Origin of the sequence: Limnohabitans sp. (assembly GCF_023910625.1) — a bacterium.
GTDB lineage: Bacteria > Pseudomonadota > Gammaproteobacteria > Burkholderiales > Burkholderiaceae_C > Limnohabitans_A.
Genome location: NZ_JAAVVW010000003.1, coordinates 345,075 through 360,806 on the forward strand (window position 1 = coordinate 345,075; position 15,732 = coordinate 360,806).

At 58.6% G+C, this 15,732-nt stretch carries 16 protein-coding genes; 1 reads left to right on the forward strand and 15 read right to left on the reverse strand.

What is annotated here, in order from left to right; genetic code table 11:
- Positions 1-109: 109 nt before the first annotated feature.
- The 15 genes from HEQ17_RS04665 to earP all read right to left on the reverse strand — a co-directional run bounded on the left by HEQ17_RS04665 (position 110) and on the right by earP (position 13,575).
- Complete coding sequence (locus HEQ17_RS04665; RefSeq protein ID WP_296291601.1) at positions 110-1,321, reverse strand: MFS transporter; 1,212 nt, start codon at positions 1,319-1,321, stop codon at positions 110-112.
- Positions 1,322-1,356: 35 nt separating this feature from the next.
- Positions 1,357-2,232 carry a TIGR00730 family Rossman fold protein gene (locus tag HEQ17_RS04670; protein ID WP_296291602.1) on the reverse strand — a complete coding sequence of 292 codons (876 nt, stop codon included), beginning with the start codon at positions 2,230-2,232 and terminating at the stop codon, positions 1,357-1,359.
- 114 nt (positions 2,233-2,346) lie between these two features.
- Complete coding sequence (efp, locus tag HEQ17_RS04675) at positions 2,347-2,901, reverse strand: elongation factor P (RefSeq protein WP_296291604.1); 555 nt, start codon at positions 2,899-2,901, stop codon at positions 2,347-2,349.
- A 97-nt stretch (positions 2,902-2,998) separates the two neighbouring features.
- Complete coding sequence (locus HEQ17_RS04680) at positions 2,999-3,424, reverse strand: DUF6691 family protein (protein ID WP_296291606.1); 426 nt, start codon at positions 3,422-3,424, stop codon at positions 2,999-3,001.
- Positions 3,421-3,903: a YeeE/YedE thiosulfate transporter family protein gene (locus HEQ17_RS04685; protein WP_296291608.1), complete on the reverse strand. Its 483-nt coding sequence runs from the start codon at positions 3,901-3,903 to the stop codon at positions 3,421-3,423. The genes HEQ17_RS04680 and HEQ17_RS04685 overlap by 4 nt, the downstream gene beginning before the upstream one ends.
- Positions 3,900-5,129, reverse strand: coding sequence for a Rieske 2Fe-2S domain-containing protein (locus HEQ17_RS04690; protein WP_296291610.1), 1,230 nt, complete (start codon positions 5,127-5,129; stop codon positions 3,900-3,902). Before HEQ17_RS04690 ends, HEQ17_RS04685 begins: the two co-directional genes overlap by 4 nt.
- Positions 5,130-5,148: 19 nt before the next feature.
- On the reverse strand, positions 5,149-6,009 hold the full coding sequence (locus HEQ17_RS04695) for a tripartite tricarboxylate transporter substrate-binding protein (RefSeq protein ID WP_296291613.1): 861 nt from the start codon (positions 6,007-6,009) through the stop codon (positions 5,149-5,151).
- A gap of 136 nt (positions 6,010-6,145) precedes the next feature.
- Entirely contained in the window at positions 6,146-7,486 is a 1,341-nt protein-coding gene (fahA, locus tag HEQ17_RS04700) for a fumarylacetoacetase (RefSeq protein WP_296291615.1), read from the reverse strand.
- 13 nt (positions 7,487-7,499) lie between these two features.
- Complete coding sequence (locus HEQ17_RS04705) at positions 7,500-8,306, reverse strand: cyclase family protein (protein WP_296291617.1); 807 nt, start codon at positions 8,304-8,306, stop codon at positions 7,500-7,502.
- A gap of 26 nt (positions 8,307-8,332) precedes the next feature.
- Positions 8,333-9,121, reverse strand: coding sequence for an ABC transporter permease (locus HEQ17_RS04710; RefSeq protein ID WP_296291618.1), 789 nt, complete (start codon positions 9,119-9,121; stop codon positions 8,333-8,335).
- The gene (locus HEQ17_RS04715) at positions 9,118-9,903 is read right to left on the reverse strand and encodes an ABC transporter permease (RefSeq protein ID WP_296291620.1); all 786 of its coding nucleotides are present in this window, start codon (positions 9,901-9,903) and stop codon (positions 9,118-9,120) included. The genes HEQ17_RS04710 and HEQ17_RS04715 overlap by 4 nt, the downstream gene beginning before the upstream one ends.
- 1 nt (position 9,904) lies before the next feature.
- A complete protein-coding gene (locus tag HEQ17_RS04720) occupies positions 9,905-10,669 on the reverse strand; it encodes an ABC transporter ATP-binding protein (RefSeq protein WP_296291623.1) in 765 nt (254 codons plus the stop codon).
- A gap of 6 nt (positions 10,670-10,675) precedes the next feature.
- A complete protein-coding gene (locus tag HEQ17_RS04725; RefSeq protein WP_296291625.1) occupies positions 10,676-11,635 on the reverse strand; it encodes an ABC transporter substrate-binding protein in 960 nt (319 codons plus the stop codon).
- A complete protein-coding gene (locus tag HEQ17_RS04730) occupies positions 11,632-12,357 on the reverse strand; it encodes a TetR/AcrR family transcriptional regulator (RefSeq protein ID WP_296291628.1) in 726 nt (241 codons plus the stop codon). The genes HEQ17_RS04725 and HEQ17_RS04730 overlap by 4 nt, the downstream gene beginning before the upstream one ends.
- Positions 12,358-12,462: 105 nt before the next feature.
- A complete protein-coding gene (gene earP / locus HEQ17_RS04735) occupies positions 12,463-13,575 on the reverse strand; it encodes an elongation factor P maturation arginine rhamnosyltransferase EarP (protein ID WP_296291630.1) in 1,113 nt (370 codons plus the stop codon).
- 213 nt (positions 13,576-13,788) lie between these two features.
- On the opposite strand from earP, the gene uvrC reads away from it, so the two are divergent.
- Positions 13,789-15,729, forward strand: coding sequence for an excinuclease ABC subunit UvrC (uvrC, locus tag HEQ17_RS04740; RefSeq protein WP_296291632.1), 1,941 nt, complete (start codon positions 13,789-13,791; stop codon positions 15,727-15,729).
- Positions 15,730-15,732 lie beyond the last annotated feature (3 nt).

Here is a 15,732-nt window from a genome sequence, read left to right on the forward strand (position 1 = left end):
CAGGACCACAGTTGTTCGGACAGCATGATGACCACGTCTGACTGGCCATACAGCCAGAACGTCAGGCCCAGGGCTGCAGCCCCCAGCAACAGCCAGGTTTGCCGGGTGCTCATGTGGTTTGAGGGGGGTTACGGATGATCGGGCTTTCGCGTACCGGGAGATTGACCAGGGCTGCAAAAATGCCCAAGGCAATGGCCAAGTACCAAACGACATCGTAACTGCCGGTTTTGTCGTATAAATACCCGCCCAGCCACACGCCCATGAACGAGCCAATTTGGTGGCCGAAAAAGATGAAGCCGCTGAGCATGGACAAGTGTGAGACGCCAAAAATTTGAGCCACAGCCGCGTTGGTGGGCGGTACAGTAGACAGCCACAACAAGCCTATGAAGGCCGAGAAAATGTAAACACTGGTGGGCGTGAGCGGCGCCAGCAAAAACAAAGTGATGGCCACTGAGCGGCCAATGTAGATGGAAACCAGGATATTTTTCTTGGCTATTTGGGGGCCCATGGTGCCTGCGATGTAAGTGCCAAACACGTTGAACAGGCCGATCAGGGCCAGCGCATAACTGGCCACCTGCGGGGCCAGGCCGTGGTCTTTGAGGTAGCTGGGCATGTGCACGCCAATGAACACCACCTGAAATCCGCACACGAAATAGCCCGCCATCAGCAGCTGAAAACTGGGGTACTTGAAGGCTTCCTTCAAAGCCTGGCCAATGGTTTGGTCTCGCTTGACTTGGCCGGGGCCGTTCAGTGCAGGTTCGCGCAGACCCCAAGCCAGCGGGATGATCAGCATCGCTGCCGCAGCCAAAATGACCAAAGCGGTTTGCCAGCCCATTTGGCTGATCAGCAAGCCCTCGACAGGCACCATCAAAAACTGACCAAAACTGCCGGCGGCTGCTGCAATGCCCATGGCCCAAGAGCGGCGCTCAGCGGGTACATTGCGGCCGATCACACCATAAATCACGGCATAGGTAGTCCCGGCTTGGGCGGTGCCAATGATCACCCCGGTAAACAGCGCGAACACCCAAGGGTCAGTAGCCCAGGCCATGCCCAACAGACCCACGCTGTAAACCACTGAACCCATTGCAATCACACGGAAGGCTCCGAACTTGTCGGCCACCATCCCGGCAAAGATACCCATGAACCCCCAGGCTAGATTCTGGATGGCCATGGCAAAAGCGAATTCCTGACGGCCCCATCCTTGGGCTTGCGTAATGGGCTGAAGCCACAAACCAAAACCGTGACGAATCCCCATAGACAGGGTCACAATGGCCGCGCCGCAGATCAGCACTTGGGTCAAGGAGAGGGGTTTGGTTTGCATAAGTAGACTGTAACCAATCCACAAGGCCGCAGCTGTCACTTGGGCAGACTCAATGCATAGAAATCACAAATCACTTGCCAAGCGGCCTCTGGAGTGTCCACATAATGAAACAAACTGAGGTCCTCGGGCGAAATCGTTCCCTCTTGAACCAGCACATTCATATTGACCAAGCGTTGCCAAAACTCGGTGCCAAACAGCAAGATGGGGACAGGCCGTGCTTTGTGGGTTTGCACCAGTGTCATCACCTCGAACAACTCGTCCAGGGTGCCAAAACCGCCTGGAAAAGCGACCAAGGCCTTGGCCCGCATCATGAAATGCATTTTGCGCAAGGCAAAGTAATGAAACTTGAAACTCAGGTCCGGCGTGACATAGGGGTTGGGGTGTTGTTCGTGCGGCAAAGCGATGTTCAGCGCCACCGAGGGCGCACCCGACTCTTGTGCGCCCCGGTTGGCTGCCTCCATGATGCCGGGGCCTCCACCAGTGCAAATGAACAACTTCTCATCCGCTGGCAAACAAGAGGAAGACTTGGCCACCAACTGTGCAAAAGTGCGGGCCTTTTCGTAGTATTCGGCGTTGCGCAAAGCTGCCTGAGCTTTCAAAATGTCCGGGGCATGACCGCTTTGTTCGGCCACAACCAATTTGGCTTGGGCACCAGCCCTGTCCACAAACCTGGCACTGCCGAAGACAACCACGGTGTGTTCGATACCGGCCTCCACCTGGGCCAAATCGGGTTTGAGCATCTCCAGTTGAAAGCGGATACCCCGGGTTTCGCGGCGCAGCAAAAATTCGGGGTCGGCAAAGGCCAGGCGATGGGCTTCAGGTCTGAGCCAGTCGGTGCCTTGGACATCGGCTTGCAAGTCGGCCCAAGCGTGGGGTATGGAAGGGGCTTTGAGGTCTGGAGTGGATGACATTCAAGTATTGTGCACGCTTGAAGGCCACGCGAGACCACATCCGCACAGAGAGCCGATCAGCAGGGCTCAAAAAAAAGCCCCTCGCGGGGCTTTCATCGGGGAATGATCCAAAGATCAGACGCGCTTGCGGTATTCGCCTGTGCGGGTGTCGATTTCGATCTTGTCGCCTTGGCTCACGAACAAAGGCACAGGCACTTCCAAGCCGGTGGCGATCTTGGCGGGCTTGAGCACTTTGCCCGAGGTGTCGCCTTTGACGGCGGGCTCGGTCCAGGTGATCTCGCGCACCACGCTGGTGGGCAATTCGACCGAGATGGCCTTGTCGTTGTAGAACACCACTTCGAGTTCCATGCCGTCTTCGAGGTAGTTCAGGGCGTCGCCCATGTTGGTGGCTTCGACTTCGTACTGGTTGAAATCGGTGTCCATGCAAACGTACATCGGGTCAGCGAAGTAAGAGTAGGTGCAGTCTTTCTTGTCCAGAATGACCTGGTCCATCTTGTCGTCAGCGCGGAACACGACTTCGGTGCCGAAGTTGGCGATCAGGCTTTTGAGCTTCATGCGCACGGTGGACGAGCCGCGGCCGCCGCGTTGGTATTCGGTGCGCAGAACAACCATGGGGTCTTTGCCGTGCATGATGACGTTGCCGACGCGGATTTCTTGAGCGGTTTTCATAGGAATTGGGTCTGAAATGAAAGGAGGGTGACCTGAGGTCAAGCCCGCTATTCTAACCTGCGAGGGCCCGGTTTGGGTCTGAAAGCAAGCGCTGCCGTCAATCCCGAGCCGTGAGGCCATGGGCCAACCCGCCCAGCACGATGCCACCCAAGGCCCACAGGATGTCGGTGTTGCCCGTGCCCAAAGCCGCAATGGCCGGGCCGGGGCAAACGCCGCTCAGGCCCCAGCCGATACCAAAAATGGCCGAGCCGATGACCGTCTGGCGGTTCCAGCTGGCAGGCTGGGTGAGGAACTGACCACCCAAAAGAGGGCGACCGAACCAGCGCGGAAAGCCCTTGTAAGCCAACATGGCCAAGCCCGCAGCGCCACCCATCACCAGCATCAGGCCCCAGTCCTTGAACTGCAAAAAGCCGATGACGACTTCGGGTTGCACCATGGTGGCCAGCGACAGGCCAAAGCCAAACAATGCGCCCGCCAGCAAAGTGACCAGCGCTTTGGGGAATGTGAGGGTGTGCGGATTCATGCCAGACCTTTCGTCGCCATGGCCATCAGGTTGGCCGTCATGAAGGCGGTGGCCATGAACGTGAGCACCGCGCCGAGCGAGGGCAACTGAAGCGAGCCCAGCCCGCAAATGCCGTGCCCCGATGTGCAACCGTTGCCCAGCCGTGCGCCATAACCCACCAAAAAGCCGCCCACCAGCAGCTGCCACGCAGGCACGCTGGTGTGCTGCGCCTCACCACCCGCCAACGTGAAGCGCCAAGCCAGCGCTCCGAGGATCACGCCAAAGGCGTAGACCAAACGCCAGTTTCGGGTATCGATGAATCGGGCTTGCTGAAAAAAAGCCCGCGTGGACACGAAGGACCAGCTGCTGGAGAAAACAGAGCTCATGCCCCCCACCCAACCATTGAACGCATACAAGAGCGCTACGCCAGCACCAATCGTCAGGCCGCCCAGCAGGTAGTGCTGCCAGCCCAGGGGGAAGAGGGTGTTGATGAGGGTCATAGATGAGGATTATCCGTGCCCTGAAAAGGGACCAGAAAATTCCCAGCCGTGAATTGAACGGGCGCACTGTTGGGGTCAAAACTCACCCCAGCAGGGTCCAAACCGTCCTGAATGCGTTGTAACTGAAGTTGCAGTAAACGGCGCAACTTCACGATGCCCACATCGGATGTGGCCAGATGCTCTTCTGAGTGGTGTGCGATGAGGCCTTGGCTGACCATGGCTTCGTAGTCGCCGGGAAATTGTTGGTGTTCTTCTTCAGACAGCTCTTCCCACAATTTGCCGTTCAGGCGCGAGCGCATTTTGACGAGCTCGCCTTCTTCTTTGACGCGACCCACCACATAAATCCGGAAAGAGTGGTCGTCGATGGGCAAGACCCAGCCCAAGGATTCGACCATGCCATACCGGCCAATGCGGGGGCTGGGGATGACGCGCAGTGTGGGCAGCCCAGCTTCGCTGATGCGACGCAGCGTTTGACCATCGGGCAGCTTGCGCAAGGAGATGGTGCGCACACTGTGTTCCTGGGTTTCCCATGAGACTTGGGGCATCAGTGCCATTTGCTCGACGAACTGTGTGCCGCTGAACGAAGAGTGCAAGATCACGACGTGGAAGGGATCGACCAGGTTTTCGTAGTGCTGCAACCAGTTGCACGGGATGATTTGCGGGCCACCGCCACCGATGCTGTTGTCGTTGACTTCGAGGAACTCGCCTTCTTCCAGAGTTTCCAGACATTCGTAGCGCGGCAGCACGGGTTTCTTTTCAGGTGGCCCCATGTAGGTCCAAATCAGTCCATAAAACTCTTGCACCGGGTACCAAGGCTGGCGGACTTTGTGGCGATGCACATCGTTGGCAGGTTCGCAGGGGCGTTGTTTGCAGTGACCCTCCACATCGAACAGCCATCCGTGGTAGCAGCACCGGATGCCTTCATCCTCCACTTTGCCGTAAAACAAGGACGTGCCTCGGTGCGCGCAGTGGGGGTAGACCAAGCCAGGACGTCCTTTTTTGTCCCGAAACAAGATCAGGTCTTCACCCAGGATGCGCACTTTGCGTGGTGTGGTGTTGGCATCGCTGCTCACCCCGATGGGGTGCCAGTAGCGGCGCAGTAATTCGCCCATGGGCGTGCCACGGCCAACCTGTGTCATCTCCAGGTTAGAGGTGGCTGGGCGCTTGTTGTAAGCGGTTCCGGTGTCAACATGGATCGGTATGGTTCGCTGCGGTGTCTCGCTCATGTGCGTGCTTTCATGCAATTTAAACGCCTGCGGCTTTGATCAGTTCGGAGACGCGAGGAAAGTCGGCCTTGAAGACCTCCATGAACTGCTGCGGTGTGTTGCCCAAGGGTTCAAAGCCAAAGCTGATCAGCTTGGCCTGCACATCAGGCATGGCGGTGATTTCGCGCAGTGCCGTGACCCAGGTGTTTTGAAGGTCCACCGGCAGATTGGCCGGGGCGTACATGCCGATCCAGCTGTCCAGATCGAAGCCCTTGAAACCTTGCTCGGAAAATGTGCTGATCTGAGGCATGGTGGAAACCCGACGTGTACCCGCAACCCCCAACACTTTCATTTTGCCGCCTTGTGTTTGTGCGCGTGCCGTTGCGGGGTTGGCCCACGCAAAGTCGAGCAACTCGCCAAACAAATCGATGTGCGCGGCCGCTTCGGATTTGTAGGCTGCGTGGACCAATTGGGTACCCGATTGCTGCGCGAGCAATTCACCAAAGAGATGTGCCGAAGAACCATTGCCCCATGTGCCGTAACTGAGACTGCCTTTTTTTCGGGCGTGATCGACCAAGTCTTTGAGGGTGTTGAAGGGCGCGTTGGCGCGCACCACCAGCATGGGGCCGCCGACGGCCAGCATGCTCAAGGGGCTGAAGCTTTTGATGGGGTCATAGGGCAGCTTGGCTTGCAAGATGGCATTGTTCACATGCGTCAGGGGCAGCGTCATCATGACCGTGTAGCCGTCCGCGGGCGCTTTGGCCACAAAGTCGGCCGCGATGATGCCGCTGGCGCCGGGTTTGGTTTCGACCACGATGGCTTGCCCCCAGCGCTGCTGAAGTTTTTCACCATAAATGCGGGCCAGGCTATCGATGGGCCCCCCCGCCGTGCCAAAAGGCACGATCTTGATCGGGCGATTGGGAAAGCCCGAGGACTAAGCCCAGCTGGGTGTGGCGGCCAGGGCGCCCAAAGTACAAAGAAGCGTTCGGCGTGAGAGCGGCATGGTGGGTCTCCAAAAAGTAAATCAGGACGGTCCTTCAGTGCGGCATCGCGGGCAGTACTTCGCCACAACATGCGCCAAATCCGATGCGTACGAAACCTGCGCGTTCGCACGCACCACGCAACACGATGGCATCTCCATCGAGTAAAAAGCTGCGTTGTTCGCCGTTGGCAAGCGTGATGGGTTCTCGACCTGCCTTGGCCAGTTCGATGATGGCGCCCGCTTCTTGTGCGGTGGGGCCCGACACAGTGCCTGTGCCCAGCACATCGCCTGCGTGCAGATTGCACCCGCCAGCGGTGTGTTGCACCAACATTTGAGAGACACACCAATGCTGGTGTTTGAAGTTGGTTTTAGAAATTTCCTGAGCCGGGCTTGCGTGTTCGCGCATCTTGGCCGTTTGCAAAGAGACCGACAAGTGGATGTCCAGACCGCCATGCGCGCGCAGGGCTTGCCCGTCCAGGTAGGCCAGTGGTTGCGGGTGTTCGTCTGCGCGCGTGAAGGGCAGCCGAAACGGGGCCAGCGCCTCCATCGTCACAACCCATGGGGACAAAGATGTGGCGAAATTTTTGCCTTGGAAGGGACCTAGCGGTGACATCTCCCAAAACTGAATATCCCGCGCCGACCAGTCGTTGAGCAAGCCCATGCCAAAGATGTGAGATTCGGCATGTTCCATGGAAACGGGCCTGCCCCAGTCGTTGTCTTGGCCCACGTAAATGGCCATTTCGAGTTCGTAGTCCAAGCGCTGGCTCGGACCATAAATGGGCCGATCTTGGCCGGGGGCCATGGCTTGGCCGAGCGGTCGGTGCAAGCGTTGATTGACCCCCAGACTGGAGGCGCGGCCGTGGTAAGCAATGGGCATCCAGAAAAAATTGGGTGTGACCAAGCCACCATTGCCAATGGCCAAACCTACATTGCGGGCATGGTGCAAGGAGGTGTAGAAATCGGTGTATTCACCCACTTGGACAGGCGTGGTCATGTCCGCAGACGCCTGCGGGATCAAGGCCGATTGCACCACCTGCTGTACAGCTGGTGAGGCGTCTTCACGCAGTGCTAGAAACATTGCCACACGCAAAGCGTGCCAGGCATCGGTGCCCATGCGCATCAACTCGCGCAGATCGCGGCTAGCGGCTTGTGCAGCGGGCTTTGCCAGGGCCGTGTTGACTCCGGGCGCACCCAGCCATGATGTTTGTGTGGCCAAGTGTGCAAGGTCCAGCACTTGGTCACCGATGGCCACGCCGCACCGCCATGCCTCTTGGCTGTTCGTGCGTCTAAAGCGGCCATATGGCAAGTTCTGAATTGGAAAGTCACTGCCATTGGCGCTGGCCAACCAGCTGCGGGCTTGCGCGTCGTGGGTCAGGTTCAAGCTGAGCGTGGCCATGGTTGTCAGCCTTTCAGGACGAAGCCATCAAAGCATCGTCAAAAATGGCCACAGCGCGTGTCCAGCCGGCCGATGCGCCACGGATCTTGTGCGGAAAGCAGCTGATGTAAAAACCGGTGGGCGGCAACACTTCGAGGTTGTGCAGTTTTTCAATGTGGCAATAACCAATGTCGCGCCCGGCCTTGTGGCCTTCCCAAATCAATGAAGCGTCTTGGGTTTCGCCGTATTTTTGTGCGGTGTGCACAAAGGGAGCGTCCCAGCTCCAGGCGTCGGTGCCGGTCAGCCGCACGCCGCGTTCGAGCAAATACATGGTGGCTTCATAGCCCATGCCGCAGCCACTGGCCACGTAGTTGGGTTGACCGTAACGCTTGCCGGCGGCCGTGTTGACGATCACGATTTCCAGCGGCTTGAGCGTATGTCCTATGCGTTGGAGTTCGGCTTCGACATCGGCCGCGGTCACCACGTAGCCATCGGGAAAATGTCGAAAGTCGAGTTTCACACCCGGCTGAAAACACCACTCGAGCGGTACATCGTGGATGGCGATGGCGGGCTTTTTCTCGCCCAGGGCCTTGTCCATGGTCGAGTGGAAGTGGTAGGGCGCATCCAGGTGCGTGCCATTGTGGGTAGACAGGTGCACCATTTCCACCGCCCAACCTTCACCATCGGGCAGGTCTTCTTTTTTGAGGCCCGGGAAAAAGGGCTCGATCTGCTCATAGGTATTTTCGTGCGTGAAGTATTCGATCTTGGGCGCGAATGCGGGGGGATCGCTCAGCACATCGTTTTCGAGAAAAATCGACAGGTCCACGAATTTCCGGGTCATAAAGATCTCCTGGTTTGAGGTTGAAATCAAGGCCGCTGCCAACGCAGCAATCGGTGCTCAAGGCCTGCCAGCAAGGCGTTGCTGACAAAGCCCAGGGCACCTAACAGCACGATGCCTGCGAACAGTTCACTGGCACGGAATGAACGGGCGGCCAGCAAGATGGCTTGTCCCAGGCCGGCTTGTGAGGCGATCATTTCGCCGACCACGGCCACGATGAGGGAGACCGTCATGGACAAGCGCATGCCCGCCAGAATGTCGGGCAATGTGGCAGGCAGTCCGATCTTCCAGGCGAAGGCTGTGCGCGACATTTGCAAACCGGCGGCCACTTCGCGCAATCGGGGTTCTACATTGGCCAAGCCTTGCACGGTGGCCAGCAGCACCGGCCACATCGCACCAAAAGACACCACAAAGAGCACCATGCCCGGGCTCAGTCCAAAGATCGAAATGGCCAGGGGAAGAACGGCCGATGCGGGCAGAGGGCGCAAAAATTCCAGCGTCGGGGCGATCCATTGGCGTGCGATCACGGACATGCCAATCAAAGTGCCCAAAGCCACCCCGATGAGTGAGGCCAGACCCCAGCCCAGCAACATGCGCATGAAGGTCTGCCAGCTGGCCACGCGCAAGTCTGACGCGTCCGCGCCCGCTTCGTTGGAAAAACCTTTGCGCAGGCTTTCCCACGTGGCTTCAGGCGTGGGCATGAAAACGCGGCTGACCCATTCGCCATGGCTGGCAATCCACCACAATGCAAGCAGTGCCATCAGCACCACCATTGGCTCGAGCCATTTGATCCAGGCGGCGTGAGCTGTGGATTTCATGTGCTGGCCTGCGAGGTTTGAAGCACGGTGCCGCCCATGCGAACATGCACCCAATGCTGGGCGCGCAAGGTCAGCACATTGATGAGCATGCCCACCACGCCGATCCAGAAAAGCCAGGCCAGCATGCGGTCAGGTTCCATGCTTTGTTGCGCGATCATCATGGCGTAACCCATGCCATGCGGGTTGGCCGCGATCTCGACGGTGACCGCCACCACCAGTGCCACGGCCACGCCCAGTCTCAAGGCCACAAACAGGCGCGGGATCATGGCGGGGAAAACAATCCATTTGGTGCGTTGCCAGGCGCTCAGGCCCAGTGCTGCTGAGACCTCCAGCAGCCGCGGTTCAACTTGCCGCGCTGCGGCTTGGGTCAAGATGAGCATGGGCCAAAAGGTGGCAAAAGCCACGACGCTCAGTTCCATGCGAATGCCAAAGCCAAACACCAGCATGGCCAGTGGAATCAAGGCCACAGAGGGAATGGGTCGCAGCACTTCGACCGTCAAGAAGCTCATGTGGCCAGCGCGCCGAGACAGTCCCAAAATCAGGCCCAGCAGCAAACCGAGGAACGCACCCAGCAATAGGCCCAATGCGGCGGTGCCCAAAGTGAAGCCGGTGACCCGCCACAGCCCTTCATCGCTCGTGAGCCACAGCAGCTGCCACCAAGCCTTGAGGGCTTGGGTGGGTGTGGCCAGGGCGTCGCTGCTGCCTGCCACGCTGCGCACATACAGCTCCAGCGCGGCCAGCAAGAGCAGAGGAAACACCCAGGGACGCAAGCGTGTCCACATCTCAGGTGTGTCCCAGGTAGTGGTAAAGCTCGCGACGCAGGCGCAGGAACTCTGGATGCTCTTTGACGCTCAGTTGATCGCGCGGATGCGCGATCGGCACATCGATCATGGCCGCCAGGCTGGGTTGCTCGGGTGTGGGGTTGGTGCGCAAGGCCACCACCCGATCGCCCAAGTAGATGGCCTCTTCCAGGTCATGTGTCACAAACAGCACGGTCAGGCCTTGTTCGCGCACCAGGCGTGACAGTTCGTCTTGCAACGCTTCGCGGGTCATGGCGTCCAGTGCACCAAAGGGCTCGTCCATCATCAGCACATCGGGCGACTGTGCCAAGCATCGGGCAATTTGCAAGCGTTGTTGCATGCCGCCCGATAACTGCGCTGGAAACTTGTGGATGTGCGTTTGCAGGTTAACTGTCTCCAGCACCCGCTGGACACGTTCCGCCCTTTCGGCCATGGGCACATTGGCCGCTTCGAGCGCCAGCATGACGTTGCCTTCCACCGTGCGCCAGGGCAACAAGGCGCGGGTGTAGTCCTGAAAGACGAACGCCACCTCGCGCGAGGGCCGCTGGACAAGCTGCCCGCTTCTGCGAATTTGCCCCACGCTGGGCTGCACAAAGCCGGCGGCCGCGCGCAGCAAAGTGGTTTTACCGCACCCCGACGGGCCAATGATGCAAACAAATTCGCCCCGCGCCACTTCGAAAGAAGTGGGCGAGAGGATTTCCCGGCCGCCCAGGTGAATCCCCAGGCCTTCAAAGGACAACAAGGTCATCGTTATTTATTTGACGATGAGGGATGGCACTTTGGGGGATGCCTTGAGCATCTTTTGGTCGTTCATCATGTCCACCCAGTAATGGAGCTGCTTTTCGCTGATCACCGGGGTGGGCGGGTTCAATTGCATGCTGGCCAGCACCTCAGGGGGCAGCTTGATGTACTTGCCAATGTGCCCGCGCACGGCGGCATCGTTGGCGGGTTTTCGAATGAAGTTGGCCGCCTCGATGATGGCTTCCTGGAATGCTTTGACAGCGCCCGCGTTTTTGGCCACCCAGTCGCGCCGTGCGGTGTAAACGATGCTGGGCATGCCATCGGGTTGGAAGGTGGTGTAGTAAGACGCCACATAGCCCGTACCGCTGGCCAGAATGCGCGCCATGAACGGGTCGCCGGTCACCACGCCATCGAGGGAGCCCGAACGCAGTAAGTCGCTGTGCTGCGGGAAGGATGCTTCAATGAAATTGACCTTGGTGGGGTCCACACCGTTGAGTTTGAGCCAAGCGCGAAACGTGACATGCAAGTAGGCGCCAAGGCCCGGTACGCCGATCTTTTTGCCCACGCAGTCTTGGGCTGTTCGAATGCCACTGCCTGCCCGTGCCACAAAGCCAACGCCGGTGACACTTTTGCTGGTCATGCCGCCACCACCGACCACCACGTGGTCAAGTCCACCATCGACCGCTTGCAGGTAGACCGAAGGTGTGGGGCCGCCCATTTGCAGGGAGTCAGATTGGATGGCCGCGGGAATGGACGGGTTCAAAGGAATGAATTTGGGCTCGACGTCAAGGTTTCTTTTCGTGAAATAGCCTTCTTCTTTGGCGACAAAAACCGACGCGAAATCATTGACCGCCGTGAATCCAAAAACGATTTTGGTGTTGGACTGTGCATGCGATGGCCAGGCCGAAGCGCTGACGGCCGCTGCTGCTGCGCTGAGAATTTGGCGTCGAGAAAAACCTTGATCTTGGGTCATGAAAGTCTCCTTTTGGTGATGCGGGGATGAAACGATTGCACGGCCCCCCGAATGCCATGCACGATGAACTGGACCAAATGCACTTGGGCATTGGGGTCGAAGGGTATGCATTCACCATAAGACAGTCGGGCCACGCGCGCATCACTCAGGTGATGGAGCAACACGCCCAAGCTGAACTGGTAGCACCAAGCGGCTGTACCGCGTGTCATTTGTCGATCAGGGTTTTCAGCCGCCAATGTGTCGTGCAAGGCGGTGATGAATGCTTCTGCCATGGGATCAAAAAAATCGCGCAGCACCGCATCAGCCTCATCACTTTGTGGACTCAGGCCTTTGGTGATCAGCATGGCGTAAGACTCGCCTTCGGGGCTCGAGCGCAGGCGAATCACTGGGGAAATGAAGGCCTCCACAATGCGCTGCAACTTGTGGCGAGTGTGGGCTTGTTCCTGCAGAACTTGCAAACCAGCCAATCGCTCATCAATCGTGCCGGACCAATGCTCAAAGATCGCATGAAAAAGCGCTTGCTTCTGCCCGAAGTGGTAACCGACCAAAGCCAGTGGTACTTGCGCTTCTTGTGCGATTTGACGGATCGACACAGCATGGAATCCGTATTTTGCGAACAACCGTTCTGCTGCCAACAAAATTTGCCCCTTGCGATCGGTGCGCATGGCTGCAGAATTTTTGCGCAGACCGGATTTGGCAGAAGTTTGTATGCCCGTGTTCATCGGATTTATTTAACGCTCGTTCAATTTAGTTGAACATTCGTACAAACCCTGCTGCTGTGTGCTCTTTGCCCGCTGGGCAAGCGGCTGTCATCTCAAGTCAGTGCGTCAAGCAGAAAGGTTTTCGTCTGCCCACCGCATCAAATTTTGTGTCAAGTGGGGCTGCTCATTTTGGCGTTGGCGAGCCTTGTTGGCGCATTCTGCCCATGATGTTGATATCGCTTGATCCAGCGCTGGCCATTGGGCGATCTCCAAGCCGTTCCATACCCGGTGCGCTTGACGTAAGCTCTGTGGTGCTTGGAGCCAATCCAAAAAGGCTTCCAGTTTGGCGTGGTGGGCATGGTCGTCTTGGGGGTAGATTTGCCAAATGAAAGCTTGGCCCGCCCACAAGGCACGCACCAGAGAATCCTCTCCGCGCACGAAGTTGAGATCGCATGACCACAGCATCTCGTCAAAGCCTTGTTGGTCTGTGTAAGGCAAGGCGCTCCAGCTGGGTAGAGCGGACGTGTCGGTGAATGTGGCGAGCGCTTGTTGCACAGCCGCCATTGGCCGCCCCGGAGTGACCAACAGGTGGTGGGGCGTTCCAGCCAGCTGCATGAGCAAGGCATGGAGTGCTGCGGGTTCATAGCAAAACAAGCTGATCAAAAGGCCATCTGGTGCCAATTTCGGTGCGTGTCGTTGCCGCCATCCAGCGCGTTGTCCAGTCCTTTGAAAAGCTTGCTGACGGGTCTGGAGATCGTGTTCACGCAGCAATCCACCTGTGTCATGGGTGAACCCCGGGTAAAAAAAGTGTTTGGTCCAGCCTTTGGCAGGTCCGTTCATCACAGGCGAGGGCAAGCCGTGCATCCTAGGCACCCAGTCCTCCGCGCTCAGGTATTCGAGGTTGATCCATGACGGTTGCCGTGATCGTGTGTTCACACCGTGTGCTACAAAAATCTCGGGCAATTTGCAGCCAAAGGCTTCAATCCAGACATCGGCTTGTGGCAGAGCCTGCAGCCGTGTGGTGTCGTTGGCCTGTTCCCAGGGGATCACCTGAATGTTCGGCCACTGGGTACGCCAATTGTCCGGGGCCATCCAGCTCAGCGCCGCGGTCTCGTCCACCCAGAGCCGAACCGATTGCCCCGCCTCGGCCAGTTGTCTCGCCAGCCGCCAACACACGCCCAAGTCGCCGTGGTTGTCGATGACGGTGCAAAAAATGTCCCAGAGGCGGTTTGAGTTCATGGAAGGCGATTGTCGCTTGGCTTTTTGCCTTCGTCGGACTGGATACCCGCGTTCGCGGGCATGACAAGTTGGCTTTGTCACCCCCGACTTGACCGGGGGTCCATGGCTTCGGTTGCGGTGGATACCCGATCAAGTCGGGTATGACACTGTCCAAATTGGGTATGACCGTGTCAAGACAGCAGGGTGGGTTCATTCCCCGTCACAATACGCGCCATGACAGCGGCTCACGACGAATCCTTGCTGGCCCAAGTGGCCGCGCTCCCGGCTTTGCCGGGGGTGTATCGCTATTTCGATGCGCAGGGCAATGTGCTGTATGTGGGCAAGGCCAAGCAGCTCAAAAAGCGGGTGTCGAGCTATTTCCAGAAGGACCACGGCGGCACGCGGATTGGCCACATGGTCAGCAAGATCGCCCGCCTAGAGACCACGGTGGTGCGCTCCGAGGCCGAGGCGCTGCTGCTCGAAAACAACCTCATCAAGTCACTCAGCCCGCGTTTCAACATTCTGTTTCGGGACGACAAGAGCTACCCTTACCTTAAGCTCACGGGCAACGGTCGGGTGGCGCTGCCCGCAGTGGTCGCCACGCCCGAGGCGCAACATTACCCGCGAGTGGCGTATTACCGTGGTGGCGTGGAAAAGAAGCACCGTTACTTTGGCCCCTTCCCCAGCGCTTGGGCGGTCAAGGAGTCGATTCAGCTTATTCAGAAGGTGTTCAAGCTGCGTACCTGCGAGGACACCGTGTTTGCCAACCGAACGCGGCCTTGTCTTCTTTTTCAGATCAAACGCTGCTCGGGACCTTGCGTGAACCTGATAAGCCCCGAGGCTTACCAGGCCGATGTGCAGCATGCCGTGCAGTTTTTGAGTGGTGAGACCCAGGCCTTGATGCGCGAGATGGAGCTGCGGATGATGGCGCACGCCGATCTCATGGAGTTTGAGCGGGCGGCCGAGGTGCGTAACCAGATGACTGCGCTGTCACGAGTCTTGCACCAACAGTCGGTCGACACGGCGGTGGACACCGATGCCGACATCCTGGTGGTGCGGGTGCAGGGTGGGCGCGCTTGTGTCAACTTGGCCATGGTGCGGGGTGGGCGGCATTTGGGCGACCGTCCTTATTTTCCGGTGCATGTCCAGGATGCCCAGGATTTGATGGGTCTGGAGCCGGGGGAAGATGAGGGTGATGTGCAGCGCCCGGTCGAGGTGCAGGTTCTGGATGCGTTTTTGGCCCAGCATTACATCGGCGTGCCTGTGCCGCCACTGCTGATTTTGAGTGCTCCTGTGACCAAGACCTTGATCGCGGCCTTGTCGGCGCAGTCGGGTGTGAAGATCAACACTGTGACGCAGCCGCGCGAGCATCGCCGCGTGTGGCTGGAGATGGCCGAAAAAAATGCCGAACTGCAACTGGCGCGACTGTTGGCCGAAGAGGGTTCGCAGCAGGCCCGCACCCGTGCATTGGCAGATGCGCTCGATTTGGCCCCGGACGATTTGGACACAGTTCACATCGAGTGTTTTGACATCTCGCACACGGCGGGTGAAAACACCCAAGCTTCTTGCGTGGTGTTTCGTCAGCACAAGATGCAAAGCAGCGAATACCGCCGCTACAACATCGAGGGCATCACGCCGGGCGACGATTACGCCGCCACGCGCCAGGTGCTGATGCGCCGCTATGGCAAATTGGCCGAGGCCTTGCGCTCTGGCGAGGGCACAGCCCGGCTGCCCGACCTGGTGCTGATCGATGGCGGCAAGGGTCAGGTCAGCATGGCCCGGAATGTGTTCTCCGACCTGGGGCTGGACCTGTCACGCATTGTGGGTGTGGAAAAAGGCGAGGGCCGCAAAGTGGGCCTGGAAGAGCTGGTGTTTGCCGATGGCCGCGAGAAGGTGTATCTGGGCAAGGACTCGGCCGCGCTCATGCTGGTCGCTCAAATCCGAGACGAGGCCCACCGCTTTGCCATCACCGGTATGCGGGCGCAGCGTGCCAAAGTGCGCATGGGCGGCAGCAAAATCGAAGAAATCCCGGGCATTGGGCCGCGCAAGCGGGCCAAATTGCTGCAGCGCTTTGGCGGTGTGCGCGGGGTCGAGGCGGCCAGTGTAGAGGATTTGTTGGGGGTGGAGGGCGTCTCTCGCGAGTTGGCCGAGACCATTTACAACGCCTTGCGCTGAGTC